The sequence below is a fragment of the Nostoc parmelioides FACHB-3921 genome (assembly GCF_014696625.1).
Lineage (GTDB): Bacteria > Cyanobacteriota > Cyanobacteriia > Cyanobacteriales > Nostocaceae > Trichormus > Trichormus parmelioides.
Genome location: NZ_JACJQL010000015.1, coordinates 62,403 through 88,971 on the forward strand (window position 1 = coordinate 62,403; position 26,569 = coordinate 88,971).

At 41.7% G+C, this 26,569-nt stretch carries 21 protein-coding genes and 1 pseudogene; 14 read left to right on the forward strand and 8 right to left on the reverse strand.

Features of this window, described 5'->3' with window-relative positions:
• Positions 1–102 precede the first annotated feature (102 nt).
• A complete protein-coding gene (locus tag H6G14_RS12735) occupies positions 103–909 on the reverse strand; it encodes an ion transporter (protein WP_190567765.1) in 807 nt (268 codons plus the stop codon).
• A gap of 68 nt (positions 910–977) precedes the next feature.
• Entirely contained in the window at positions 978–2,267 is a 1,290-nt protein-coding gene (locus H6G14_RS12740) for a DUF389 domain-containing protein (protein ID WP_190567766.1), read from the reverse strand.
• Positions 2,268–2,643: 376 nt separating this feature from the next.
• Here H6G14_RS12740 and H6G14_RS33570 point away from each other — a divergent pair.
• Positions 2,644–3,533: pseudogene (locus tag H6G14_RS33570) on the forward strand (DUF2382 domain-containing protein); the annotation flags it as partial.
• Between the two features lie 321 nt (positions 3,534–3,854).
• Here the strand turns inward: H6G14_RS33570 and H6G14_RS12755 are convergent.
• A complete protein-coding gene (locus H6G14_RS12755; RefSeq protein WP_190567767.1) occupies positions 3,855–4,538 on the reverse strand; it encodes a uracil-DNA glycosylase in 684 nt (227 codons plus the stop codon).
• Between the two features lie 742 nt (positions 4,539–5,280).
• On the opposite strand from H6G14_RS12755, the gene hpsE reads away from it, so the two are divergent.
• The 8 genes from hpsE (at position 5,281) to H6G14_RS12795 (ending at position 12,956) form a co-directional block, all read left to right on the forward strand.
• Positions 5,281–6,297, forward strand: a complete 1,017-nt coding sequence (gene hpsE, locus H6G14_RS12760) for a hormogonium polysaccharide biosynthesis glycosyltransferase HpsE (RefSeq protein WP_190567768.1) — start codon at positions 5,281–5,283, stop codon at positions 6,295–6,297.
• Between the two features lie 151 nt (positions 6,298–6,448).
• Positions 6,449–7,924 (forward strand): BamA/TamA family outer membrane protein, encoded by a 1,476-nt coding sequence (locus tag H6G14_RS12765; protein WP_190567769.1) that lies wholly within the window; start codon positions 6,449–6,451, stop codon positions 7,922–7,924.
• Positions 7,925–8,057: 133 nt separating this feature from the next.
• Positions 8,058–8,831, forward strand: a complete 774-nt coding sequence (locus H6G14_RS12770; protein ID WP_190567770.1) for an ABC transporter permease — start codon at positions 8,058–8,060, stop codon at positions 8,829–8,831.
• 11 nt (positions 8,832–8,842) lie between these two features.
• Positions 8,843–9,736 carry an ABC transporter ATP-binding protein gene (locus tag H6G14_RS12775; protein WP_190567771.1) on the forward strand — a complete coding sequence of 298 codons (894 nt, stop codon included), beginning with the start codon at positions 8,843–8,845 and terminating at the stop codon, positions 9,734–9,736.
• Positions 9,737–9,808: 72 nt separating this feature from the next.
• Positions 9,809–10,369, forward strand: coding sequence for a DUF6174 domain-containing protein (locus H6G14_RS12780; RefSeq protein ID WP_190567772.1), 561 nt, complete (start codon positions 9,809–9,811; stop codon positions 10,367–10,369).
• Positions 10,370–10,497: 128 nt separating this feature from the next.
• Positions 10,498–11,709, forward strand: coding sequence for an alpha/beta hydrolase (locus tag H6G14_RS12785; RefSeq protein ID WP_190567821.1), 1,212 nt, complete (start codon positions 10,498–10,500; stop codon positions 11,707–11,709).
• A gap of 207 nt (positions 11,710–11,916) precedes the next feature.
• Positions 11,917–12,303 (forward strand): 6-pyruvoyl trahydropterin synthase family protein, encoded by a 387-nt coding sequence (locus H6G14_RS12790; protein WP_190567773.1) that lies wholly within the window; start codon positions 11,917–11,919, stop codon positions 12,301–12,303.
• A 434-nt stretch (positions 12,304–12,737) separates the two neighbouring features.
• Positions 12,738–12,956, forward strand: a complete 219-nt coding sequence (locus H6G14_RS12795) for a hypothetical protein (RefSeq protein WP_010994258.1) — start codon at positions 12,738–12,740, stop codon at positions 12,954–12,956.
• 63 nt (positions 12,957–13,019) lie between these two features.
• Here H6G14_RS12795 and ribD read toward each other — a convergent pair whose 3' ends face one another.
• The 4 genes from ribD to H6G14_RS12815 all read right to left on the reverse strand — a co-directional run bounded on the left by ribD (position 13,020) and on the right by H6G14_RS12815 (position 17,063).
• Positions 13,020–14,210 (reverse strand): bifunctional diaminohydroxyphosphoribosylaminopyrimidine deaminase/5-amino-6-(5-phosphoribosylamino)uracil reductase RibD, encoded by a 1,191-nt coding sequence (gene ribD / locus H6G14_RS12800; protein ID WP_190567774.1) that lies wholly within the window; start codon positions 14,208–14,210, stop codon positions 13,020–13,022.
• A 295-nt stretch (positions 14,211–14,505) separates the two neighbouring features.
• Entirely contained in the window at positions 14,506–15,108 is a 603-nt protein-coding gene (gene mreD / locus H6G14_RS12805) for a rod shape-determining protein MreD (protein WP_190567775.1), read from the reverse strand.
• Between the two features lie 24 nt (positions 15,109–15,132).
• Positions 15,133–15,954, reverse strand: coding sequence for a rod shape-determining protein MreC (mreC, locus tag H6G14_RS12810; RefSeq protein WP_190567776.1), 822 nt, complete (start codon positions 15,952–15,954; stop codon positions 15,133–15,135).
• A 95-nt stretch (positions 15,955–16,049) separates the two neighbouring features.
• On the reverse strand, positions 16,050–17,063 hold the full coding sequence (locus tag H6G14_RS12815; RefSeq protein WP_190567777.1) for a rod shape-determining protein: 1,014 nt from the start codon (positions 17,061–17,063) through the stop codon (positions 16,050–16,052).
• A gap of 370 nt (positions 17,064–17,433) precedes the next feature.
• Here H6G14_RS12815 and H6G14_RS12820 point away from each other — a divergent pair, with 370 nt between their 5' ends.
• Positions 17,434–17,796, forward strand: coding sequence for a single-stranded DNA-binding protein (locus H6G14_RS12820; protein WP_190567778.1), 363 nt, complete (start codon positions 17,434–17,436; stop codon positions 17,794–17,796).
• 92 nt (positions 17,797–17,888) lie between these two features.
• Here the strand turns inward: H6G14_RS12820 and H6G14_RS12825 are convergent, their stop codons facing one another.
• Positions 17,889–18,635: an SIMPL domain-containing protein gene (locus tag H6G14_RS12825; RefSeq protein WP_190567779.1), complete on the reverse strand. Its 747-nt coding sequence runs from the start codon at positions 18,633–18,635 to the stop codon at positions 17,889–17,891.
• A 563-nt stretch (positions 18,636–19,198) separates the two neighbouring features.
• Here H6G14_RS12825 and H6G14_RS12830 point away from each other — a divergent pair.
• The 4 genes from H6G14_RS12830 to murI all read left to right on the forward strand — a co-directional run bounded on the left by H6G14_RS12830 (position 19,199) and on the right by murI (position 26,367).
• Complete coding sequence (locus tag H6G14_RS12830) at positions 19,199–20,656, forward strand: cation:proton antiporter (protein ID WP_190567780.1); 1,458 nt, start codon at positions 19,199–19,201, stop codon at positions 20,654–20,656.
• A gap of 616 nt (positions 20,657–21,272) precedes the next feature.
• Positions 21,273–23,156, forward strand: coding sequence for an N-acetylmuramoyl-L-alanine amidase (locus tag H6G14_RS12835; RefSeq protein ID WP_190567781.1), 1,884 nt, complete (start codon positions 21,273–21,275; stop codon positions 23,154–23,156).
• Positions 23,157–23,454: 298 nt separating this feature from the next.
• The gene (locus H6G14_RS12840) at positions 23,455–25,338 is read left to right on the forward strand and encodes an N-acetylmuramoyl-L-alanine amidase (protein WP_190567782.1); all 1,884 of its coding nucleotides are present in this window, start codon (positions 23,455–23,457) and stop codon (positions 25,336–25,338) included.
• Positions 25,339–25,488: 150 nt separating this feature from the next.
• Positions 25,489–26,367: a glutamate racemase gene (murI, locus tag H6G14_RS12845; protein WP_190567783.1), complete on the forward strand. Its 879-nt coding sequence runs from the start codon at positions 25,489–25,491 to the stop codon at positions 26,365–26,367.
• The last annotated feature ends 202 nt before the right edge of the window (positions 26,368–26,569 follow it).

Below are 26,569 nucleotides of genomic sequence, written 5' to 3' on the forward strand. Positions count from 1 at the left end.
GAACTTTCCTCACTCAATTAGATCAGGATTTATACAAAGAGACTTTTTGCTGTGAGAGGGTGTAAGGGTATAGGGGTGTAGGGGTATAAGGGTTTTGGTCTATTAATTTGAACTTCGATGCAATAATTGTTGAATTTCCTCTCTTAATGCTGCGATTTCGCTTTGAAGCAGTTGGATAGATTTTGCTCCGGCTAATTCGGCTTCATCATCATCAGCATCACGGTCAATAAAGAATGTCGCTAGAGTTGCAGTCACATAGCCAAACACAGCAAAGGCATACAACGCTAAGAAAAAACACAGCACCCGACCTTCAGGGGTTTTCGGCCAATATTCGGAACCCATTGTAGTCATGAGCATTGCTGTCCACCATAAAGCAGTGCCATAATTGTGTAACCCTGATTTCACAGGCACTTCGTTCTCAAACGCATACATCCCTGCTGCTCCTAATAAAGTAACAATCATGGTTAACGCCACAACATAACCAAAGCCTCGACGGCTCACACTGGCTGCCAAAACCCGCATTCCTCGGTTAGCACGGGTCATAACTCGCAATAGTTGTAGTCCTCTTACAGCCCGTGCTGTGCGTAATATTTTGATAACTCGTACAATCCGAAAAGTCCGCAGCGCTGGCAAAAACAGAGAAATAACTGTTAGCCAATTGCTTTTGATATAGGAAGGTCTATGAGGAGCGATCGCTAATTTCAGTAAAAAATCTAAAATAAAAATAACCCAAATAGTAATACTAACGGCTTGCAGTAAAGGATTTAACCCCCAGATAATCTCAATAATGAATAGTGCTAGCCACGCAAAGCCCAGCACCAACATTGGCGTTTCTAGCCAATCCTCCAACTGTTGCAAAACTTCGCTGCGTTCTTTGTCTAGGGCTTGTCTTTCTGAAAACATAGTCATTAGTTGTTAGCTATCCTCCTCTGCTCCCCTGCTTTTCTCTGTCACCTGTAACCTGTAACCTTCTTCCCCTATACCCCTGTATTTCTCAGAGGGGTTTCCAGCACGTTGACATCAACTAAAGGTGTGACTTTAAAATCTTGTTTTAATAAATGAGTTTGAATTGCTTGGGTAAGGCGATCGCTAATTTCTGCATTAGATGCTGTAACTTCAGGTTGACGCTGGACATAAATCACACATAGCAGGGTATCCTGTCCCGTAATGTTGGCGCGTGTAAAGCGCACATTCGACTCGACCAATTTTGCTAAACCCACTTGTTCTATAGTCTGTTGAAGTTCAGCATTGGCTCTTTGGGCAAGGCTAGAACGTTGGAGATTGGGAGAATTGATAAACTGCCAAGTCAGCAACCCTGCCAAGGCGACAACAGTAATCACCAATGCAAAAAAGAATACTTGTTTTTTACCGCGCTGATAGCGAGTTCCTTGAGCAGACAGCCCAAACATACGGAACAAGAGAGCAGCCGATAAATTGATGCCGCATAGTTGCAAGAACAGCAAAAACACCGCAGAAATTACCATATCCCACCTGCCAATTGCACTGGCCATACCGATAATTCCCGCAGGTGGGGCTAAGGAAGCCGCAACTAACATTCCTGTAGCCGCACCAGATACTAAACTACTGCGTTCTGACTGTACCAAGTTAAGCGCCCCTGCTGCTCCGGCTGCAAGTGGTAAAATTACTGCCACGGCTGAAACTTGGTTATTGTCTAGCATTAAACTCGTGGGAATTTCTTGCCGTAATATTAGGCTAAGTAACCAAGTAGTAAAAATCGTGACGGTTAAAGCTGCAAAATATCGTAAAATACTCCGCCCTAAGAGTGAGCGATCGCCCCAAGCAGTAGCGATCGCTGTATTCATTGCCGGGCCTGCAAATGGCGCAATCAGCATCGCCGCTACTAGCAAGTAAGTTGTATTTGTATATAATCCAATCCAAACTACAAAGCCTGCGAGTGCAGCATAACCAAGAAAGCCTTGCCAAGAGCCAACACTTTGCAAACCGGAAAGCAAAATCTCAATGGGACTACGTTCCTCGACATCCACAACTTGTTGGGGTGCTTCCGATGCAGGTGGTTGTAGAGCCATCACACCAGTTGGGATGAGTGTGATATGTACTTTGGGTAAGTCTTGCAATTCTTCTATAACTTTCCCAACTTCTCGATTAGAAATGTGAGCAATTACCACATCAATTGGTTCGTCAGCGTTCGCTGTAAATTGTGCCAGATTTGTGCCGTTATGAAATTTAGCAATGTCGATAACCGCTTGTCCGTTGCCTTGTGGTACTTGGATAATAAGTTGACGCATTTTCACCTCCTACAGCTAACCATCTTGCTTTTTCAGGTAATAACTCTACTACCCAAAGAAATATTTTCTGATAAAAACATTTGGTTATCGCCAGAAGATGAAAGAGAAATTTAAGATAATTAGATTAAAAATAGGAATTTACAGAGATATTTATAAATATTTAAATATTTTGATCCTTAATGGAAATTCACTACAATTCGTTATTTCAATAATTCATTATTTATGAATAAAGAATATGCCTAAAGAAATAAATTATTTTCACACTCAAGCAGGAATATAGTTTGTGATAAGTATGAGTTCATAAAAAGTCTATTTTTGATTGATTACTATTGAATTAGTAGAGAAATAGAATGAAAAATAATAGGAGGTATATACAATGACTTGGTTAATGCAGTTAGCATCAGCAGGGATATCTTTACTAACTTTAAATTTGACAGTTATTGCAGTTGGAGCATTAGAAAGCTATGCCCAATCTTCCCCTGAAACTACCTTTAGTGACGTTCCATCTAGTTACTGGGCGCAACCATTTATTCAGGGTTTAACTGCAAGAAATATTGTTGCTGGATATCCTGATGGGACATTTCGACCAAAACAGCCAGTAAATCGAGATGAGTTTGCAGCTATTATTCGCCAAGCTTTTGATCAGGCACCAATTCGTCAAATAGAAAGTGGTGCTGTATATCAAGATATTCCTGCTAACCATTGGGCTGTTCGTCCCATTGAAGATGCCTATCAACAAGGATTTATGACGGGTTATCCTGATGGTTATTTTCGCCCGAATCAACCTGTTTCTAAAGTTGAAGCTATTGTTGCTTTAAATAGAGGTTTAAATTTAACTACTGATGCAGCAGCAACTAAACCAAATACCACACCGAGTTCAGTTACCAGATGAACGAGAGGGATCACCAAAACCTCAGACTATATGAAGAACGTTTAGTTGCCAATAAATCTCGTGTGAAGACTGGAGAAGTAGCTATTGGTAAGCACGTAGAAAGTGAAACAGCAAGAGTTTCTGTCCCAGTGGAAAAAGAACGTGTAGTGATTGAACGCACTACTCCAGAAGCGGGTGCTAGAACTGTGTCTCCTGCTGAGGCTGACTTCCGTGAAGGAGAAGTAACTCGGATGGGTATTTATGAAGAAACTCCTGATATTCACAAGGAAGCGGTTTTGCGTGAGGAAGTGAAAGTTAAGAAAGTAACAGAGCAGGATACAGTTGAAGCCGAAGAAACTCTTCGTCGTGAGGAATTAGACATTGATCAAGACAATGAGCAATTGCGTGGTAGAAGAAGCTGAATAAGTATAAGTTTGATTTTTCATTGCGATTCAAAGATATTTCAGATCCTCTTCCTGTCAAAGAGGGATTGAGGAGACTTTATCTCACCTTAGAGGACTTTAAAATTCCCTAATCCCCAGTATCCAATCCCAGTGTGGAAGCTGACCGTAACAGCAAATTATGTGAACAAGGGCGATCGCTCAAATAGTGTATGTAGGGATTGGTAATAAATAATAGTAAAAAACAATTACCTACTACCAAGCAAAGCAATCATATCGTCAGTAATTAGCCGAACACGAAGAAAGCTTTTTAATTCAATTGCTTTCCCGTATTTCATCGTACTTAGCGCGGACTGCTCGTATATCTTGCCACATTAACCATTTAGGACTACCTTGCTCCTTAGAAGGGTTACGCAATAAATAAGAGGGGTGGAAAATGGGCATACATAAATGCCCTTCCCACTCTAGCCACTGGCCACGAATCTTGGTAATGCCGCGTTTATCACCAGTCAGGCCTTTGACGGCGGTTGCACCTGTAAGCAAAATGATTTTGGGGTTAACAAGGCGTATTTGTTCTAATAAATATGGTAAACAAGCCGCCATTTCATTAGGTGTGGGAACTCGATTCTCAGGCGGTCGGCACTTATTAATGTTAGCAATATAAACATCATGCTCAGTAGTTAAATCCACTGATGCTAAGATTTTATCTAACAACTGCCCTGATCTACCCACAAAAGGCAGACCTGTTTCGTCTTCATTTTGACCAGGTGCTTCTCCTACGACCATAATAGGTGCTTTGAGGTTGCCTCTGCCGACCACAGCATGAGTACGGGTGCTACCCAATTCACAACGCTGGCACTGATTACAATGTTGTGCCAACTCGGCCATATTGTTATATGTTCCGGGTGGAATGGGAATTTTGCCATCCGTGGGAATCAAATCTTGTTGATTAAGGTTTGATTCTTCGTTAAAGAGGCTGAGTTGGATTTCGCTACTCATGAAAATTTGGATAATTGGCCTAGTGACAGCTAATTTGTCTGAGTTTAATGGGCTGTAACTTTTGTTATTAAACACTGAATATTGACTAGAACCTTATTGTATCTGACTTTTTCACATACCGCGAAAAGTCAGATTACTTATTAACCAAAAATACTTAAGTGTAGCTGTTGACTGTTGACTGTTGACAGACTTAAAAGCTTTGTTTTTTCTCAGCTTGATATCCTAATATCTCTGGATACGGTCATAAATAAATACATATCTGCTGGATCAATCAAGTAAATGCGTAGTTCTAATATTCCGCAGAAAATACTATATTTACGTTTTTTCACGGAAAATACATCGATTTTTTATATTTAAATAAGTGTACTTACTTATACTGTATATAGGTTCGATATTTGATTGCTGAAATATACGTAGGGGAGGCATTGTGTTGGACAGGTTTCCCAACATTCACGCAAGTGGCGTTGCAATACGGTTCGGATAAGCTCTTGAAGCAGAGGAGGCAGGGAAGGAAAGGAGGTTATTTTCATAATTTTTCTCTTCCCCTGCCTGCCTTAACCAAGAAATCCCTTAACCGAGCCGTACTGAGTGGCGTTGGGTTATGCCCACACTACAGATACTGAGATTTTTTCACTAATCAAATCGCATCGCTACATAGAAAAGCTAAAAACACTAAAAACTTTAGGTGCATCTGACCCAAGCATTAATTGATTCTCTTTATCTCATACAATTTTAAAGAAATATGATTATCAAATTCACCGTGGTGATATGCACTTATAACGGTGCAACAAGATTGCCTAATGTACTCGATCAACTGCAAAATCAAATAGATACAGAGGCGATTCCGTGGGAAATACTTGTAGTTGATAACAACAGTACAGACAATACCAAACAAGTAGTCCAGCAGTATCAAAATACTTGCTTTCAATCAGGACAATTGCGATATAGTTTTGAGCCAGAACAAGGATTGGCGATCGCTCGTCAACACGCTGTTACAGCAGCCAGAGGGGAGTTAATTGGCTTTTTAGATGACGATAATATTCCCTCTCCCACATGGGTTGCTAGTGCCTATTTATTTGCTCAAAATCATCCTCATGCAGGTGCTTATGGTAGCCGTATTCAAGGTGAGTTTGAAGTTCCTCCTCCAGCTAATTTCCAACGCATCGCAGCTCTACTCGCATTAACAGAACGAGGCTCGAAAAAGCTTCTCTATGAACCGAAAAAAAAGGTACTTCCCCCTGGAGCCGGGTTAGTTGTGCGAAAACAAGCTTGGTTAGAAAATGTGCCAGAAAGATGTTTTCTACAAGGTAGAGTTTGTGAACCCTATTTACCAGGGGAAGATTTAGAAGCACTGTTACACATTCAACAAGCTGGATGGGACATTTGGTATAACCCAGAAATGCAAATAACTCACCAAATACCTTATTGGCGGTTAAAAAAAGATTATCTTGTTGATTTATGTCGTGGTATTGGATTGAGCCGTTATCACACGCGGATGTTGAGTGTTAAACCTTGGCAAGCTCCTGTTTTATTTTGGTTATATATTTTTAATGACCTACGTAAACTTTTTCTGCACCTATACAAATATCGCAGTAGGGTCAAAAGTGATTTGATTGCAGCCTGTGAACTGGAACTATTTATTGGTAGCTTGCTAAGTCCTGCCTATATTTGGAAAGCACACATCAAGAAATATTTTCGTAAACAGCGTCCAGTATCCTTTTCTGATTCGGTCAGATGCGCTGATTACACGCAAAATTAAGTTAATCTGAGTCTCCAACTTCGCTTCCGTTGGAGACTCAGGTTAATTTACGCCACACAATAGGCGATCGCGTAACTGCCCTCTACATCATCCAAGAGTTGCTTACACTCACTAAATAAGGCAAAATTGATAACACTAATTGGTTGCCAATATGCGTGTTCCAATAGTTGTGATTTTGGTGGTGGGGCTATTCGTGAGTCGGGAACATCAGCCAGTACTGGCGAATTTTCCAGTCGAGACGAAAGATTTGTCTGACGGAACGGTTATTGATGGATACGCCAAATATGGCGATTATATAGGTGTTCCGGAAACGGGTGGATTTTCCCAAACAATTGTTCAGGATGTGCAAATTCGCTTTATCGACGACAATAATCAGTCTGTAGATGAGCAGGGAAAACCGATTATAGGACGCACCCAAAAAGATTTTATTTTGGGTCTTTTAAAACTCAAGCCTGGTCAAATATTCCGTGAAGAAGCTCTACAAGCAGATTTACGAAGATTGCGAAAACTAGAGTCATTCACTTATGTTAGGGCTTACCGAGAAGAAAATCCCTTTGGGGTAAACATTATTTATGATGTTAAAGAACGCCGCTTTCCTAGTTGGAATTATGGTATAGGCAATAACGATGATATTGGCTTGTCTGGTCGGGTAACTTATAAAGATGCCAACATTAGCGGTTTAAATGACCAACTGGCAACAACTGTGCAAGTTAGCGGTAAAGATATCCAATTTCATAGCCGATTTACGAGTCCTTATCGTCCAGGAGAACCAGAACGGCTGGGTTATAGTGTAACAGCTTTCCGCGATCGCCAAATATCCCGTACCTTTGATGATCAGATAAGGCTAGCCAATGGTAACAGAACCAGAGAAGGTAGATTTGGTGGTTCTGTGGCTTTACTCCGTTCTTTTGATGAATGGGATGCGGCGTTAGGTCTTAACTACACCAGGATTAGTCTTCGTGATAAAGATTACAACGTTGTTCGGACTGATGGCTTAGGTAATCCGCTTTCGGCGAGTGGTAAGGGCATTGATGACCTATTTACATTATCCTTGGCTGTAACGAGAGATTTACGAGATCATCGCCTCAATCCTACTCAAGGTTCAATTCTCACCCTTAGCACTGAACAAGCAATCCCCTTGGGACTAGGGAATATTTTTAGTAACCGTCTCCAAGGAAACTATATTCAATATCTACCAGTCACCTGGATAGGAAATCAGAATCTGACAGATAATCCGGAGATGGTGGCTGTAAATTTGCAACTTGGCACAATTTTTGGAGAATTTCCCCCGGCTGATGCGTTTAATCTAGGCGGGTTAAATTCGGTACGTGGTTATGGTTCAGGAAAACTCGCCAGTGGTCGCAGTTATGGTTTAGCTTCTGTGGAATATCGTTTTCCCATTGTGGAGTCAATTGGTGGAGTTGTATTTACCGATTTCGCCTCAGATTTTGGTTCTGGTAAAACAGTCATCGGGGAACCAGGTGTAGTCAGAAACAAACCCGGAAGCGGCTTTGGCTATGGCTTAGGAGTCCGCTTGAACTCTCCTTTTGGCTTATTTCGTGGTGATTTGGGAGTTAGTGACCAAGGAGAAGTCAGATTTGAAATCACAACTGGACAAAAATTTTAAATAGTCAATAGTCAATAAGCGATTGGTCAAATATCATTATTTTTCTTACTACTTCCTCCAATCCCCAATCTAAGGCAAAAGAAAAAATCTTTTACCTTTTTACTTTTTACTTTTTACTTTCTTGTCCCCAACGATGAAATATTGGCGTGAAACCATCGCAGTTACCAAACGTATTTTAATTGAACTGTTACGCCGTAGACGCAGTTTGATTTTTTGGAGTATCTTCCCGATTTCGGTACTAACTTTGAGCGGTTTTATATTAGCAGAACGAGCGGAACTGCCGCTAGCTGATGCTTTTTCTTATGCTGCACCTTCAACTTTAGTCGGTGCTGCACTGTTCTTTAGTTGCTTGGGCGGTACTGTTTCTACTGTAGTAGCGGAAAGAGAACAACAAACCCTCAAACGTCTTTTTCTGTCTCCCTTGAGTGGTTTATCTTATTTTTTGGGGATTTTTCTGGCGCATAGTTGCATTGGTATTGGTCAGGCTTTATTAATTTATGCGGTCGCTGCTTTTTGGGGCGCAACTTTTAAAGGTTCAATTTTATTAGGATTGACCATTATTTTTCTGAGTATTGCTGCTTACGTTGGTTTAGGTTTTATTCTCGGTACACAATTAGCTAGGCGGATTGAAGATGTCAATTCTTTGGTAGCAGCTTTTGGCGTTCCTCTATTAATTCTCGGTGGAGCATTTTTACCGACTGCATTGTTTCCTAAAACCTTGATCAATATAGCTAAATATAATCCCATTTATCACATGAATGAAGCTTTGGTTTCTGTATCTTCAAAAGGAGAATCAGTTGATAAAATAACCTCACACATTGTTTTTTTATTAGCATTCGCTATAGTAATGATTATTGGTGGCTGGTTATCTTATCAACGAATGTTAATTGTAGAGAGAAGATTGTAATTGAGTGAAAGATGTTAAAAATTCATAATTTAAATAAATCCTATGGCGATCGTCACGTTCTTCAAGATTTAACTCTCAATGTTATTAACGGTGAAATTTATGGTTTACTAGGTGCAAATGGCTCTGGTAAAACCACAACAATTAATATTATTTGTAATTTACTGAAAGCTGATAGCGGCAATATTCAACTCAATAATCAGGTTATTTCTGAATCAACCAAAAAATTAATTGGTATTGCCCCTCAAGAAAATCTTTTATATAAAACTTTGACTTGCGAAGAAAATCTCCAATTCTTTGCAGAAATTTATGGCTTAAGTAAAAAAAATATTCAGAAACAAATTAAAGAAATTTTAGCTGCTGTTAACTTATCAGATAGAGCAAAAAGTCCGGTAGAAACTTTGAGTGGTGGGATGCAACGGCGATTAAATATTGCTGTAGCATTGGTACACCAGCCAAAACTGGTAATTCTTGATGAACCAACTACAGGTTTAGATATCGAAGCACGTTACGAAATTTGGGAATTGATTCGACAACTGAAATCTCAGGGAATTACAGTTTTACTCACCACTCATTTATTAGATGAAGCAGAACGCTTATGTGCAAAAATTGGCATCCTTAAAAACGGACGAATTTTAGTAGAAGGTAGCTTAACTGAGTTACGTAATTTAATTCCAGCACAAGAGGTTTTATTATTGAAAACTCCACAAGAAAAAGAGGCGATCGCTCGCGCTCAAATCTATGGTTTTACCCATAGGTACTATGATAGAGAATTAGCTTTTTGGCTACCTGAATCATTGGAATTAAAAGAAATAATTTCTCGTTTTGAAGGCATAAATATTGATGCAATTTCTCGCCAGCCAGTGCGACTAGAACATATTTATTTAGAATTAACTCAACAAGTTTAAAATATCCGAAAACACCTTCTCTGCTTTTGTATAGATTGATGTAATAAACAATCAATATAAGTCAAAATATCTATGAATAAGCGCTCATCCTTAGAAGGAATAATTATAATTTCTATATTAACAATCAGTAGTATTGCCTATCTAAGCAATCAATTCATTTTCAAAAATGCTGCAAAAAAGCAATTAGCAGTAGCACAAAAAAACTGGCTTAAACAGGGAATTTTACATTACAAAATTACTATTAATTATTTATCTCCCAATAAATGTCAGCAAGAAGTGGAGATTAAGAATGAAACAGTAGTTGCTATCAAGAAAAACACTTGTACGACTATACCTCCATTAACTATTACAGAGATGTTCAAGGAAATTGAACTTCTGGCAACAGGAAAAGAATGTGGGCCGAATGGATGTGCTTGTGATGGAACGATAGGAGTAGATGCTACCTATGATGATCAATTTGGATACCCGCGCCGAGTTGCAATTAAATTACAACCAGAAAAACGTTGGTTACACTTCAATTCTTTGAGTGATATATATCCTGGAAGAAACTGCACATTAGTTGGCTATATCAATAAAAGAATTATTGTTCGTGATTTTACTCCCCTTGACAATGAAACATTTATACCAAATTAATATGAAGCTACGCCAAATAAATGATGTAGAGACGTTGCATGGAACGTTTCTACAGTACAGAATAAATTGTATCTATGGCTACGCCAGACAAGCTACATCAAGCAACGGTATTACACAATGAGAAAATAATGCCAAATCTGCTCCCGTCTATCAAAGAAGTCTTCTCCATTGTGGGGATACTTTTGAGTTTTATTGGTCTTTTCTTGAGCATCTGGATTATAATTCCAGCACCCATTTACCCTTTACTGCCTCTAGGGGTGGGAGCGCCAGAAGTCTGTCATTGGTTACTGTTGTTCAATGCTACGGCTTTTGCCTTCTTACTGTTTAGATTACCTGGTAACCTACTACAATACGTTGCTTTAAGTATTAGTGTAGTTGGAATTATTCTCAGTATAACGCCACTACTGCAAATACCAACTACGCAACAGCAGATGCAGTTAGCAATGGAGAAACAATTAGGTAAAGACTACCTCAAACCAATTCTAGAACAAAAATATTTTGGGCGATCGCATCCTTTTAATATCATAGATGTGTTTAAAGGTATTCACATAGATGATGTACGTTACACACCTAACATCGAATTTGCATCACCCGATGGAATATCGTTGCGTCTCAACATCTACCGTCCTCCCCAAGTTGGCAAATACCCCGGAATCGTCGTCATTCACGGCGGAGGTTGGCAAAGTGGGAGTCCGGAAAGTAACGCCGATTTCAGTCGATATATAGCCGCTAGAGGCTATACAGTCTTTGCCATTACTTACCGCTATGCACCCGCTTACAAATTTCCAGCCCAACTTAATGATGTCCGCAGCGCCTTAACTTTTATCCAGCAACGCGCCACCGAGTATGAAACAGATATTAACCGTATCGCCATACTTGGACGTTCCGCCGGTGGACAGTTAGCAATGTTAACTGCTTATCAGCAAAACGCTTTACCCATTCGTGCAGTCGTTAGTTATTATGCTCCATCTAACCTAGCAAAAGGTTATCGAGAACCACCTACACCAGACCCCTTAAATGTAAGATCAGTACTTGAAGCTTTTTTAGGTGGTACACCAGACCAAGTCCCAGACCAGTATATTAAAGCTTCCCCAATTAATTATGTTAACCGTCCACTGCCACCGACTTTGTTAATTCATGGTGGTCGTGATCACATCATCCAAATCATTTTCCCTAGAACTTTGTTTCAGTCTTTGCAAAATAGTGGTAATAAGGCGATTTTATTAGAAATTCCTTGGGCAGAACACGCTTTTGACTATATATTCAATGGAGCAAGTAATCAGTTAGCCCTCTACCACACCGAGCGTTTTTTAGCTTGGGCATTGCAAGAAAAAGTATGAAGTTAATTGCTTACCATCTGGTTTGTCTAGGTAGTAATTTGAAGTATCCATAATTTCTTGAAGACTTTGTAATCATAAACAGCCCAATTGCTCAGTTGGTTGTTTAATCTATATATAAGCAATACTTGTAAATACCTGCTTGTAGTCACTAATTAAATCGGGTGACATGAGCATTTATATCAAAATTGGCTACGAGGTAATCTTAAAATGCCAAAATGGAAGGTAGTAACAGAATTTTCATTTAATAGCGCTCACTACATTAAAGATTACAATGGCCCTTGTGGGCGGATGCACGGACATAATTATCAAGTCCGCATTGAAGCAACATCAACACAACTACATTCTTCTCAATATTGTCCGCATCCTGTAATGGTAGCTGATTTCCGCACCTTACGTTGGGCTAAACAAGATGTGACAAAAGGAGGGCTTGATCACGGTATTTTAAATGAAGCGATGCCTCCTGAGTATGAAACAACTGCTGAGATGATTGCTAAGTATATCTATGATGAAACGAAAAAACGAGTACCACCAGATGTACAACTAAAAGTTCACGTTTCGGAAACACCTAATAGTTGGGTAGAATACGAAGACTAAAATTAAATTGTTTATGAAAGTGCATTATGACTCGTAATGCACTCTATTATTTATTTGCGAGTTATTTTTAATAGTAGATAATATCCCTAATTATGATAATATCTCTTCAGATGCAAAATACCATATACATTAATATCTAATTCGTTAAAATTCATTGATTAACTATTAAATGATTTAACAAAATTTTATAATTAGTATTTTCTAGGCACTCATCGGTTAATTGTGAGTATTAATTACTAGACTAAAATATTTAGAAAAAATTAACTTATGTAAAGCCTGACATATAGCAAGTCAATTCTTAAACTTAATCAAGTTATAAATCGCTATGTGAAGTTTTTAATAATACTTGTCTCAGCTTGTAGGTTAATGTCGTGATCTACTGCTGTAATTGTGTAATGTGAAAGTAACTAAGCTCATGATTAAATTGAGGTCTGATGACTCCTAAAATTCTGCGTCAGCTTTGGTCTGTAGTTGAAAACTCGCAAACGAAGACCCTCTTGCAGATGGACGATGCTAGCTTGGTGCAATGGTTGGTACACCAGACAACAACACAAGCGTTGTTAGAACCCAACGAAACTGATTTCTTGGTTGACTATATTCAATCTCGGCTAGCACTAATACGCGATCTTGCTTATGAGCGCCAATATTCATAGTTCTAATTCCACGATAAATTAGTCCATAGTCAATGGCGATCGCTATTGGCTATGAACTACCATTTATGGGTTTAGTGAGGGCAAATAACCTTCTACTAAGCAATCAGAACCCACCACACGCCAACGCACTCGTTCTAGAATTAGAGCCTCTGTCATGGTATCAAAGCCCAAGTCACCCACAGGCGTAGGTGCATGGCTACCACCAATGATTTTAGGAGCGATAAAGGCCAGAATTTTCTGTACAGCACCTTGAGCGATCGCACTAGCAGCCAAAGTCCCACCACACTCCCACAACACGCTACAAAAACCGCGATCGTATAAGTGAGACATAACAGTTTTTGGTGTCAGCGATGCTAATTCTACTATCTCCACTCCCTTTTGCTGCAAAAGTTTTTGGAAATCTGGGTTAGCACCTACTTGAGTCAATACTAAAGTTGGAGCCTCGGCTGTTTCCCAAAGATGAGCATCCACTGGCAAATCTAGCTGACGACTCATCACCACCCGCAAAGGATTATGTACCCCTTCTTGGTGACTCGTTAAGTAAGGATTATCTCGTCGTACCGTATTCCCACCAACAATTACCGCATCACAAGCAGCCCGCAATTGATGAACTTCGCCACGAGCTGATGGATTTGTCACCCAAGCACTGTGACCAGAGGTAGTGGCTATCTTGCCATCCAATGTCATGGCATATTTCAAAATACCCAAAGGTTTTTTGTGAACAATCCGATGCACAAAGCCTTCATTCAATTGCTGACAGGCTGCCATTTCCACACCCACCAACACCTCCACCCCAGCCCCGCGTAACCGTTCAATCCCACCACCACCTACCAGTGGATTCGGGTCAACCATACCCACCACCACCTTCGCTACACCAGCAGCAATCAATGCTTCCGAACAAGGGGGGGTACGTCCGTAATGATTACAAGGTTCCAAATTAACGTATACAGTAGCACCACGAGCCAGTTCTCCTGCTGCCCTGAGAGCAAAAACTTCTGCATGAGGCTCACCTGCACGGGGATGAAACCCTTCACCCACAATTTCCCCGTCTTTCACAACAACTGCCCCTACTAACGGGTTAGGCGAAGTACGTCCTAAAGCTCGACGCGCCAGTTCTAAACACCGTTGCATCATACGGACATCAAAATCATTTCCTACCCTCTGTGGCGCTGATGGCTGTATTGAGGATTCGTGTTGCTGAATGTTGTTGGGTTGGGATGCACCTGCTTGAGCGATCACTGGAAATTTATCCATAACTTTGGGAATTACTGTAAATATTCTGCACTTTATAATGCTTTTATGGTGATATTTAAACAGTAATATCCCTTCGCGGGTTGTTTATCTGCGCCTTCTCCTATGCCTACCAAAGACCTGTATCAGGATGCAGTAAAAAATTCATTTTTGTAGATACTGAACAGGAGCAAATCGTGCAATGGATAAATTAAGCCTGCTTTAGGGGCTGTTAACTGTTAACTGTTGACCGTTGACTGTCAATAGTTAACAGCCCTGATTAGTAGTTATACAATTTACCCGCCCATTAGCTTAACTACTAACTTTCCAACATCTTCATTCTTTGCCACCAACTATTGAGTGGATAATACAGCACAGGGGCCCAAAGACTGCTGAGAATAGCAGAAGCTAAGGTGACACGTTGATAATATGCCCAAATGTATTCTGTTTGGCGATCGCCTGCTAAAGTCAACAACAGTGCAAAAAACGTTTCTGCCAAAATTGCCATCCCAAAGACAATTAAGGCAATAGAAATAAAATCTTCTTGGATAAAACGCTGCTTTTGTAATAATCCAGTCAAAAAGCCTACTAACCCTAAAGTGATGGCATGGGACGGATGAGGGGATGTAATAGCATCTTGCAGCAGCCCTAACACAATACCAGCAAAAGTTCCCGCCCATACTGAACGCTTGACACTCCAAGCTACCACCCAAATTAACAGCCAATTAGGGCCAATCCCCAATAATTCCATACCTGGTAAGCGGGTTGGCAATAATAACAAACATAACAATACCGAACCAATCGTTACTCCCCAATCAAATAGGTGAAGTAAACCCGGATGCCAACGCGACAAAGGCATACGCCGGACGCTGAATCTTCGCGCCGGCGATTTTGATTTACCATTAAATGAAGGTGTCTTCATTGTTTTGAGAGATTTCCAGAAAATCTAGTTGGACTTTTGTTGCTGTGAGTTATTGGATTGTTGATTTTCCAAATCTGGGCTTGTCACCTTGGGATATACAGCCACCCAATCTAATGAACTGAGCGCTGGAAAAAGTTCAATTTTGGCGATTGATGCTGGTAATTTCTTTAAGTCCAGTGATTTAATTCTGCCCACTGCCAAACCAGAAGGGAATCTTTGGCTATAGGTGGACGTAGAAACTAAATCTCCCACTTTCACATTTGGCACTTTTTCGTAAAATTCCAACACAGCCTCCGAAGAAGAATCCCCCCGCAGAACACCTTTGGCTGAAGTCCGGCTGATAGTCACACCTACTTGACTTTTGAGGTCACTAATTAACAATATACGGCTGGTGTTAGGTGTAACACTGTCCACGAGACCAACTAATCCCCCCTCAGCTTTGACAATATAACCTGCTTTAATCCCAGCATTAGCACCGCGATTAATAGTTACTTGTTGCCACCAATGGTCGGCACTGCGTCCTATCACCCTTGCCGGTACTGGACGTGATGTTAGTGGTTCGTTTTGAACGTAACCTAACAAATCTGTGAGTTTTTTGTTTTGACTTTCTAATTCGGTAATGCGTGTTTGCATCTCCAAGAATTGAGCTTTCTTGAGACGTTCTTCCTGACGTTCCTCTAGGCTTGGGCCTGTCTGCAACATTTGCAAAGGACGGGTGATTACTTGGTATGCTTCCACTAAAAACCCGCCTTGAGTCTGACGCAACACCCAAGCACTGCCAACTGCTAACCCTAATAAACCAACTTGTAAGGCTTTGCGATCCCACCAACGACGTACAGTAACCATTTATACCTATTCTTTGATTGAGAAGATACTGGATTCTATTTATATAAAACCCAAATCACAGCCAAATAGAACCCAATATCTAAATATTTTTTTCGCTACATATTTCGAGAACGTCCACTAAAAACTCTTTCTAGCTGTTTGAAGTTTTCTAACACACGACCTGTTCCCAGTACAACACAGCTGAGAGGATCAGCCGCGATGTGAGTGACAATTCCTGTTTCGTGGCTAATTAGGGTATCAATACCTTTGAGTAAAGCACCACCACCAGCCAGCATGATACCTCGATCAATAATGTCGGCAGCCAGCTCAGGAGGTGTACGTTCTAATGTCCGCTTCACCGCTTCCACGATCACAGATAATGGTTCCAGCATACTCTCACGAATTTCTGGCCTTTTAATAGTGACAGTTCTTGGTAAACCTGATAGCAGGTGTAAACCTCGGACTTCCATCATCACATCGTCATCATCATGGGTAGGATAGGCGGAACCCATACGAATTTTAATATCCTCGGCAGTACGTTCTCCAATCACTAGGTTATGAACTTTCTTCATATACATGATGATGGACTCTGTTAATTCATCCCCAGCAATACGTACTGATTCGCTAATTACAGTACCTTGCAGACTCAACACAGCAACTTCAGTAGTTCCCCCACCAATATCGATAATCATGTTACCAGTGGGTTCCGCAACGGGTAATCCCGCACCGATCGCAGCTGCTACTGGCTCATCAATTAGATATACTTCATCTGGCCTAGCGCCGGCTTGAACCGCCGCATCCATCACAGCTCGTCTTTCCACCCCCGTGACACCACTGGGAATACCAATGACAATCCGAGGTTTTATTAATGACCTACCATCATTGACCCTTTGAATAAAGCTTTTCAGCATGAGTTCAGCCGTATCAAAGTCAGCAATCACCCCATCGCGCAAAGGTCGCAGGGCAATCACATTTCCCGGTGTCCGACCGAGCATTTTTTTAGCTTCTTCTCCAACTGCCAAAGCTACCTTTTCATTTTGATCAATAGCTACTACAGAAGGTTCTTGCAGTACAATACCTTTACCAGACACATAAACGAGGGTATTTGCTGTACCGAGGTCGATACCCATATCCCACGATGAGCGAAAGTTCCTAAAAAGCCCCACGCGTCTCTACGCCCCCTATTTCTGACATTTTATAGACTACAACTGTTAATGCAAATCGTGCTGGATTTTATTACGATTTTGAGCCTGAGTCTAGCCAAATAGGCTATATGTCGATAACTTTCGGCCATTTTTCCTCAGTCTCAAACATCCACGGTATTGATATTCTCTGACTAATTCAGTATACCCGTATAGTTTTTCAATTTTGTCAAGTAATTTTGCATATTTTTATACTGTAAATTTATTGCTAAGTTTCTAACACATTTTCAATCGGGTCACAATTAGTTATGATTAAAGTCAAAATAAATAAGTACTTATGTACTAAAGGGTAAAGCAGATGAGCATTAACATTGTCACCCTAGTAGGTCGCGTAGGCACTGACCCAGACATTAAATATTTTGAGTCTGGGAGTGTGAAGTGTCGATTAACTCTAGCCGTCAATCGCAGAACTCGAAACAATGATAAACCCGACTGGTTCACCTTGGAATTGTGGGATAAAACAGCAGAAGTCGCGGGTAATTATGTCCGCAAAGGTAGTTTAATAGGAGTCAAAGGTTCCTTAAAGTTTGACACATGGAGCGATCGCCAAACTGGAGTTAATCGATCTACACCAGTAATTAGAGTAGATCAACTAGAATTGCTAGGTTCCAAACAAGATAGAGACGGTGGTGGTGGCGACTTCGCACCAGAGAATTTTTAAGGTCAATAGTCAACAGTCAATGGTCAAAAGTCCACAGTCAATATTTGAAAGCTAAAAATAAGGTTTTCGGACTATGGACTAATGACTAATAACTAATAACTAATTTGCAACGTGACTGAGGCTTCAACCTGTTGTTCGCCACCAATTACAGGAGTCGAAGCATCTGCACTACTAAGTTTGGCAGCCTCGGCTCGGTACAATATGGGTGGTGGAGGCGCAGTTGCACCACCAACTTGAATACTTACTACTTCTTTAGCTTGAAAACCGAGGCTACTAAACACCGCACTGGCTTGCTGTTGTGCGTCTTGGGTCGCTTCCTTTAAGGCTTGTTGCCTAGCAGCTGCGATCGCCTCATCAGTAGCCACAAAACTGATACCATTGATTTGAGTCGCACCAGCTTTGACAGCTTCATCTAATATTGTCCCGGCTTTCTCAGTATTAATACGAAAACTCACAGTATTACTAGCAGCATATCCAGTAATTCTCTGCACATTATTGTTATAGCTATAAACCGGGTTGAGACGAATACCAGTTGTTTGTAACTTCTCCACATTTCGGCTTTTCAGTAAAGCAACCACAGCCGATGACCTCCGTGCTGCTTCCTGCTGCACTTCCTGAGCGGTTTTACCTTGAATTTCCACCCCTAAACTAACTTCCGACAAAGTGGTAGGAATGGATTCCACACCACGACCACTGACAGTCAAAGTACGCCACATTCTTTCTTTTTCTTGTGCTAATCCAGGCTGCACAAAGCTGACAAAAACTAACAACACTAACGGTAAACTTTGCCAAAATTTTCCAGCACGCAACTGAGAACCAAATAAAGCGGCTCTAACCATGATTTACACTCCTCATAAATATATGCAGATATCTTTAAACCGGATCAATTTAGCACTAAGTTCCCAGTAAAAGTCTCTCCACTTAGAACTTTGTACTGTTATAAGCTATTCTGCTTTTAAGCTGCATAATTCATCGTCAAGGCTGTTGACAGTTGACCGTTAACTGTTAACAGTCAACAGCCCTTATTAGTAGTTATGCAATTTAGACCCGCATGAGCTTACCTTATGCAGTTAGTCGATACGATTTGTATGTTCCTACTTTGACACTGCCACAGTCAAAAGTTAAAACGGTTACATTTTTTGAAACTAAAAACTTAGACCAAACTTATTCAATTGTCCTCATAGATAGGTATCCAATAAAAAATCCGATTAATTTCGCACAAATTTCTCCGCGTACCTCAGCGCTTACCTCCACATCCTCTGCGTTAAAAATTTTCCCCAATTTACTACGATTTTACGCAAATTCATCCTCCAAACAGCATTTATTGCGCCTGCACGAAGTGTATTTTCCCTAAAAGAGTAAAAATGGAATAGAAGGATGTTCACGTAACAGCGCGTAACAAATGCAGTTTTTCAATGCAATCAACTTCGCTTTTCCTCTGCTGGCCAGCACAACTGAAGCCGCAGACAGTTCGATGGTTGTCGCCGCAGTCTTGCTGAGTTTAGTGGTAGTTTACCTAGCTAGCAAAGTTGGTGGCGAATTATCCAACCGAGTGGGTTTACCACCTGTCTTAGGCGAACTTGTAGGTGGTGTAGTAGTCGGTGTTTCTGTTCTGCACCTGTTGGTGTTCCCTGGAGGTGGTGCAGACGGTTCCAGTTCTATGATTATGGCCTTCCTCCAAACTACGGCTGGTTTAAGTCCAGAAGCCACACCAGCCGTATTTACAGCGCAGTCAGAGGTGATTTCTGTATTAGCAGAACTGGGTGTGATCATTCTACTATTTGAAATTGGCTTAGAGTCAAACTTAAAAGACTTAATGGCGGTTGGTATTCAAGCTCTAGTAGTCGCAGTGGTGGGGGTTACAGTCCCATTTGCCGCCGGGACTATAGGCTTGATGACCTTGTTTGGCATCGATGCTGTACCTGCAATCTTTGCTGGGGCAGCTTTAACGGCTACCAGCATCGGGATTACATCTAAGGTACTCTCAGAATTAGGAAAGCTCAACTCCAAAGAAGGACAGATCATTTTAGGTGCGGCTGTAATTGATGATGTACTGGGGATTATTGTTTTAGCTGTGGTTGCCAGCCTTGCTAAAGAAGGCACAGTAGATGTAGGTCAAGTCATCTATCTGATTATTAGTGCTAGTGGCTTTCTTTTGGGTGCGATCGCATTGGGGAATATTTTCAATAAAACCTTTGTGGCGATCGCTGATATGCTCAAAACACGAGGTGAACTAGTAATCCCAGCTTTCATCTTCGCTTTTGTCATGGCATATCTTGCTGCCATCATCCATTTAGAAGCCATTCTTGGCGCTTTTGCCGCAGGTCTAGTTCTAGAAGAAACAGACAAGCGCAAAGAGCTACAACGGCAAGTTTGCCCCATAGCTGATATGTTAGTGCCGATTTTCTTTGTGACCGTAGGCGCGAAAACCGATTTAGGTGTACTCAACCCAGCCATCCCCAGCAATCGGGAAGGGTTAATTATGGCAAGTTTCCTGATCATGGTCGCTATCTTCGGTAAAGTAATCACAGGCTTTAGCGTCTTTGGTCAATCCCCCATCAACCGCCTAGCAATTGGCGTGGGGATGATTCCCAGAGGTGAGGTAGGGTTAGTATTTGCTGGTGTCGGTGCAGCCAGTGGCGCACTCTCTAAACCGTTAGGGGCAGCAATCATCATGATGGTTATCCTGACAACCTTTCTCGCCCCCCCTTTATTAAGGTTCGTTTTTCCAGACTCAGACGATGGGATAAACGATTCAGCACCATTGATTTTAGATGCTTTCCCAGGGAAACAATTAGCGATAGAAACATCATCATCTGTTGTATCTACTGCCCAAGATAGTGGGGATGTAAGTTCTTAAAGTAGGGGTTTAGGGGAGATATTCGATTTATTACTCCCCAATCCCCAGCACCCATTCCCAATCCCCACACATGGAAACTTCTATCTTCCCATCTTCGTCCTGAGGAATTATCAATTTTATTTTTTATCTCATAACTATTAGTATTCGGAATGTTATCTGTTGCAGCAATAAAAAAACCAAACACTTTTGTGATTAGGTCAACCGCCAAAGAATGATAATATTTTTCTCTTACACCTTGAAACTTTTTTATCCCCACAGCCGTTTACAAAATCGTTGGAGTGTTTATTTAAAAATTTGATTTATTGGTCATAAAATAACTCAATTCCCACTTTTTGGTAAGCTCGAAGATCGCTCACCAAAACTTTTGAATGAATGTCGTAAATTATGGAGCTATTAATGTTGTATTTAATGCTTCAAAGCCAAAATGTTGTGTTCTGATAGTACGGCAATAATTAAGGGAATACTGATATTCAAAGCCATTATATTGTCTTTTTATACCAAATTCCCAGGAAGATAGAGCGGATCAAAGCTCAAGATCAGGTGGCAAAAATGTGACAAATTGCCGATATGTTGAGACATTGACGGCTCTCATGAATGCAAATCAGGAGAATGGATTGTGAAATTACACTGGTTACTATCTGGTACTGTTGGAACTGTTTTATTACTATCGTCGCCGGCATTAGCAACGAGGTTAAATTCTTGGCGCTTTGATGCCAATCAAAACCGCTTAGAAATTAATACTACAGGTGCAGTCCAACCAAGGGCGCAACTAATTTTTAATCCCACACGGTTAGTAATAGATTTGCCAAACGTCACATTTGGGCGATCGCAGTTAACACAACCAATCGGTGGTAGAATCCGCTCTGTCCGCGTAGGGCAATTTGACCCGCAAACCACGCGTATAGTTGTGGAAGTGGCTCCTGGTTACACTCTCGACCCTCAGCAAATCAAATTTGTCGGGCTGACCGCTAGCCGTTGGACAGTCCAGTTACCAACACCCACATCAGAGCAAGCCGAGTCTTCACCAGACAACTCCTATAATGTGGTGACTATTGACTCCAACACCAGGCCAAATTTACCCAACAACACCAGGCCAGAGTTACCGAATAATACAAGACCAGAGTTTTCTGATAATGCAATTAGCGCCGCACCCGGAACGACACAAATTGAAGGCTTGCAGGTGACTGGAGATGGTTTTTTTGTCCGCACCAGTGGTGGCAATCCTCAAGTTCAAGTTATTCGCAGCCGCGATCGCGCTACTATTTTTATGGATATTGCTGGGGCAACTTTATCACCACGCACCCCAAGAAATATCCCCGTTAATAAACACGGTGTCAACCGGGTTGAACTCACGCCATTACAAACTAGAACCCCAAGCGTCCGTATGACCTTGCGGGTAGACAAAAATAGCCCAGACTGGCGAGCAACTAACAGTAATGCCGGTGGTTTAGTAGTTCTACCTAGTCGTGTAGTTAGATTACCCAATAATGACTATGGCGAAGGTAACACCTCGACTTTACCTGACAGAATACCTACAACCAGTGCCATTGCTACAATTGAGTCAGTTGATCTCTCCAGTAATGGCACACAACTACTGATTAGAGCCGATCAAGCAGTATCTGGTAACAGTGGATGGGATAGAAATACTGGTCTATTCCGCATCACTATTCCTAACGCCCAGTTAGCTCCCCAAGTCACCGGGCCAAGTTTAAATGCTAATAGTCCTATCCTCAGAATACGTCTGCAAAGACAAGAACCCAACACCGTAGTTGTTCTCGTCCAGCCAGCTGCTGGGGTACAAGTTGGACAACTCAACAAAGTCGGCAACCAACTTTTAGCTCTGCAATTACAAGGCTCACGTCGGCTCGCTACCACACCCCCCTTACCCCCCATCCAAGGGCAATTACCAGATCCCAGCAATCCCCGCCCTTTACCCCAACCAGGGACACGACCAGTACCCAAAGGTAGATTATCTGTATTCATCGACCCCGGACACGGCGGTAAAGACCCAGGAGCCATTGGTATTGGTGGAGTGCGGGAAAAAGACATCATCTTGCCCATCAGTCAAAGAATAGCCGAAGTCTTACAGCAAAATGGGGTGCAAGTGGTGATGGCAAGAAATTCTGACTTTTTTGTCAGCCTACCAGGACGAGTACAAATGGCAGAACGAGCTAGGGCTGATGTCTTTGTCAGTATTCACGCTAACGCCATCGGTGGGAATCGTTCAGATGTCAATGGTTTGGAAACTTACTATTACGATAGTGGATTAGGTTTAGCTCGTGCAGTTCATAGGAGCATTCTTCAAAACGTCAATGTCCGAGATAGAGGAGTACGTCGAGCCAGATTTTATGTCCTCAGAAAAAGCTCTATGCCCTCTATCCTGGTAGAAACAGGGTATTTAACTGGTAGAGATGATAATGGTAAACTGCAAAGTCCAGCTTACCAAAGACAAATGGCAGATGCGATCGCTCGCGGTATTCTTCAGTACCTCAGACGATAGTTAATCAGTCAGTATTCACAAACTTATCATCATCCTGATTGCCACACTATCCCTGTTATTCCTCAAGCTTTTGTGTGAATACTAACCACATCCTTATATTTTGAACCTGGATCTTATGCCTTCACGACATGGCAAAATCAAAGGGGCGTGTTAAGATGTGTCGCCATTAGTTGTATTTTTATACCAGCGCAAAATTTTTATTGCAGTCAAGCTGAAGTTTTAACGGTGATGGTGTGAGGATTAGCCAACATTTTGGAGTCTCAACGGCTCTCATGAACGCACATCAGGAGAAAAGATTGTGAAATTACATTGGTTACTATCCGGTACGGTTGGAACCATCTTCTTATTATCGTCACCAGCTTTAGCAGCAAGGCTAGACTCCTGGCGATTTGACCCTAGCCAAAATCGTTTAGAGATTAATACTAATGGCGCTGTACAACCCAAGGCGCAGCTGATTTTCAACCCTACACGTTTAGTTATTGATTTACCCGAAACCACATTTGGTCAGCCCCCATCAACACAGCAAATAGGTGGTGCAGTTCGGGCTATACGTGTAGGACAATTTGATCCACAGACTACGCGTATTGTCGTAGAACTCAATCCTGGTTACACTCTCGACCCCCAACAAGTCAAATTTGTCGGTATCAGTCCTAGTCGTTGGACTGTCCAGCTACCTACCCCAACAGTTGAAAGAGTCGCATCGCCAAGAGAAACTGCACAGCAGCCAGTACCGACCATTCCCTCGGAAACCGTAGTGGAGACACCCTCGGTTTTATCGCCCAGAAATGTTTACTCTGTCACCCCAACTACCAAAGAAGCACCGATTGGTAATCTTGCATCTGTAACTCAAATTGATAACTTACGAGTTACAGGCGACGGATTTTTTATCCGTACCCGTGGTGCTACTCCCCAAATTCAAGTTAATCGTACAGATGATAATCGGGTAATTAATATCAACATTGCCGGCGCATCTTTATCGCCAAACATCGAGAGAGAAATATCAATTAATCGTTATGGTGTCAACAGTATCCAATTGACGCAATTGTCAACGCAAACTGTACGTATCTCCATGCAGGTGGACAGAAACAGTCCTGACTGGCGAGTGAGTACTAGCAGTGTGGGTGGATTTGTGCTTCTCCCTAGTAAAGGCATTGCCAACTTACCCCAAAATAATACTCCCAACACCATTTCAGCAAATACCAACTCACCAGCTACTATTCAAGCGGTGGAACTAGGTGATAATGGTACACAACTTTTAATTCGCTCTGACCAAGCAGTCACAGCTAAAGGTGGCTGGGACAGAACCTCTGGACTCTACCGCATCATTATCAATAACGCCAAGCTATCTCCTAGAGTTACAGGCCCAGCTTTTAATGCTAACAGTCCTATCCTCCGTGTCCGTCTGCAACCCCAAGCAGCCGATACGGTAGTTGTTTTGGTACAACCAGCAGCCGGAGTGCAAATAGGAGAACTTAATCAAGTAAGTAACCAAATTTTAGCTCTAGAATTACAATCTTCTCGGCAATTGATACCACCAGTAGGTTTACCACCCCTACCATCAACAAATCGCAGTCAATTGCCCAATCCAAATATCGATAATCCCATAAATATCCCACAACCAATACCCAGGTCAGTTCCCAGGGGAAGACTTCTAGTCGTCATTGACCCTGGACATGGTGGTAAAGATTCTGGCGCTCCTGGTTTGGGTGGATTACTAGAAAAAGATGTAGTCCTGCCCATTGGTTTAAGAGTAGCCGCTATTTTAGAACAGAATGGTGTCCAAGCAGTCTTGACGAGAAATTCTGACTTTTTCGTAGAGTTACAGGGACGGGTAGATATTGCCGAACGAGCCAACGCGACTTTGTTTGTCAGTATTCACGCCAACTCTGTAGATGGCCGCCCCGATGTTAATGGCTTGGAAGTATATTACTACGATAGTGGTTATGCTTTAGCCGAAACAGTCCGCAAGACTATTCTCCAGAGTATTGGCACACTCAAAGACCGTGGCACACGCAAAGCTCGGTTCTACGTCCTGAGAAAGAGTTCTATGCCATCGATTCTAGTAGAAACAGGTTATATGAGTGGTAGGGAAGATAATCCCAGACTAGGCTCACCAGAATACCAAAATCGTATGGCAGATGCGATCGCTCGTGGTATCCTGCAATATTTAAAGAGACAGTAAAATTTTCATTAAGTTCAAAATTTAGTCTCAATTACTCACTCTAGAGGTGGTATGTAAACTGCGTGTAGATGCAGAATTTAGTAGTCAATTGGTAAATTGTCTGTTAAATTCTGTATTTTAATATTCCAAAATCTCTAACAATATCTGCCTGTGTATTCATCTTCCAGCATTGAAGGTAATCTTTACGGTTTCTCAGAACAAGAACCTCAACGCGCCCCCATCGGCGTATTTGATAGTGGTGTAGGCGGGTTAACGGTACTGCGGCAAATCTATCGCCAACTACCCAATGAATCGGTAATATACTTTGGTGACACAGCTAGACTACCTTACGGTATCCGCTCGCAAGCGGAGATTTTAACGTTTGTGCGTGACATCCTTGACTGGATGCGGCAGCAGCACGTCAAAATGGTAGTCATGGCTTGTAATACCAGTTCTGCCCTCGCTTTAGATATCGTTCGTGAGGAATATGACTTTCCCATTCTTGGTGTCATCCTCCCTGGGGCTAAAGCCGCAGTACAGCAAGGTAAGCGTATTGGCGTAATTTCTACTCCAGCTACAGCCAAAAGTAATGCCTATCGTCAAGCAATTTGGGAAATAGACCCCAATGTCGAGGTCTGGCAAGTTGGTTGTCCGGAATTTGTTCCCCTAATAGAACAAAACCGTATTCAAGACCCTTACACCACAGAAGTAGCTAGGGCTTATTTAGAACCCCTAATTCAGCAAGATATTGATACTTTAGTTTATGGCTGTACCCATTATCCTTTGCTTGCGCCAGTACTGCGATCGCTCCTCCCTCCCCAAGTCAAAATCATTGACCCTGCTGTTCACGTCGTCACAGCTTGTACCCAAGAATTAGACTTACTTGGACTAAGCAACACTCACCCACCATTACCAACTCGCTTTGCCGTTAGTGGTTGTCCCCAACAGTTTTCTCAATCAGGAGTAAATTGGTTAGGTTATACCCCCTTAGTTGAAGCCGTGGACTTTGCTGGCATACCAGTTTCCCAACTTCAACAGGATTTGGCATAATTCGTCATTCCTAATTCGTAATTACTACCCTACAAATAGAAGCTCGTCTTGCTGTTTAACTAGAAATTCTTGCTTCACGGTAGAGTATTTAGGCACTTGTCCGTAAATTTATTTATGGCATAACTACCTAAATGAATTGTTTAGGCGCAGCGCTCCTGTAGGGTGTTACGAATTTATAATCAGAGTTCTAGCACCACTAATC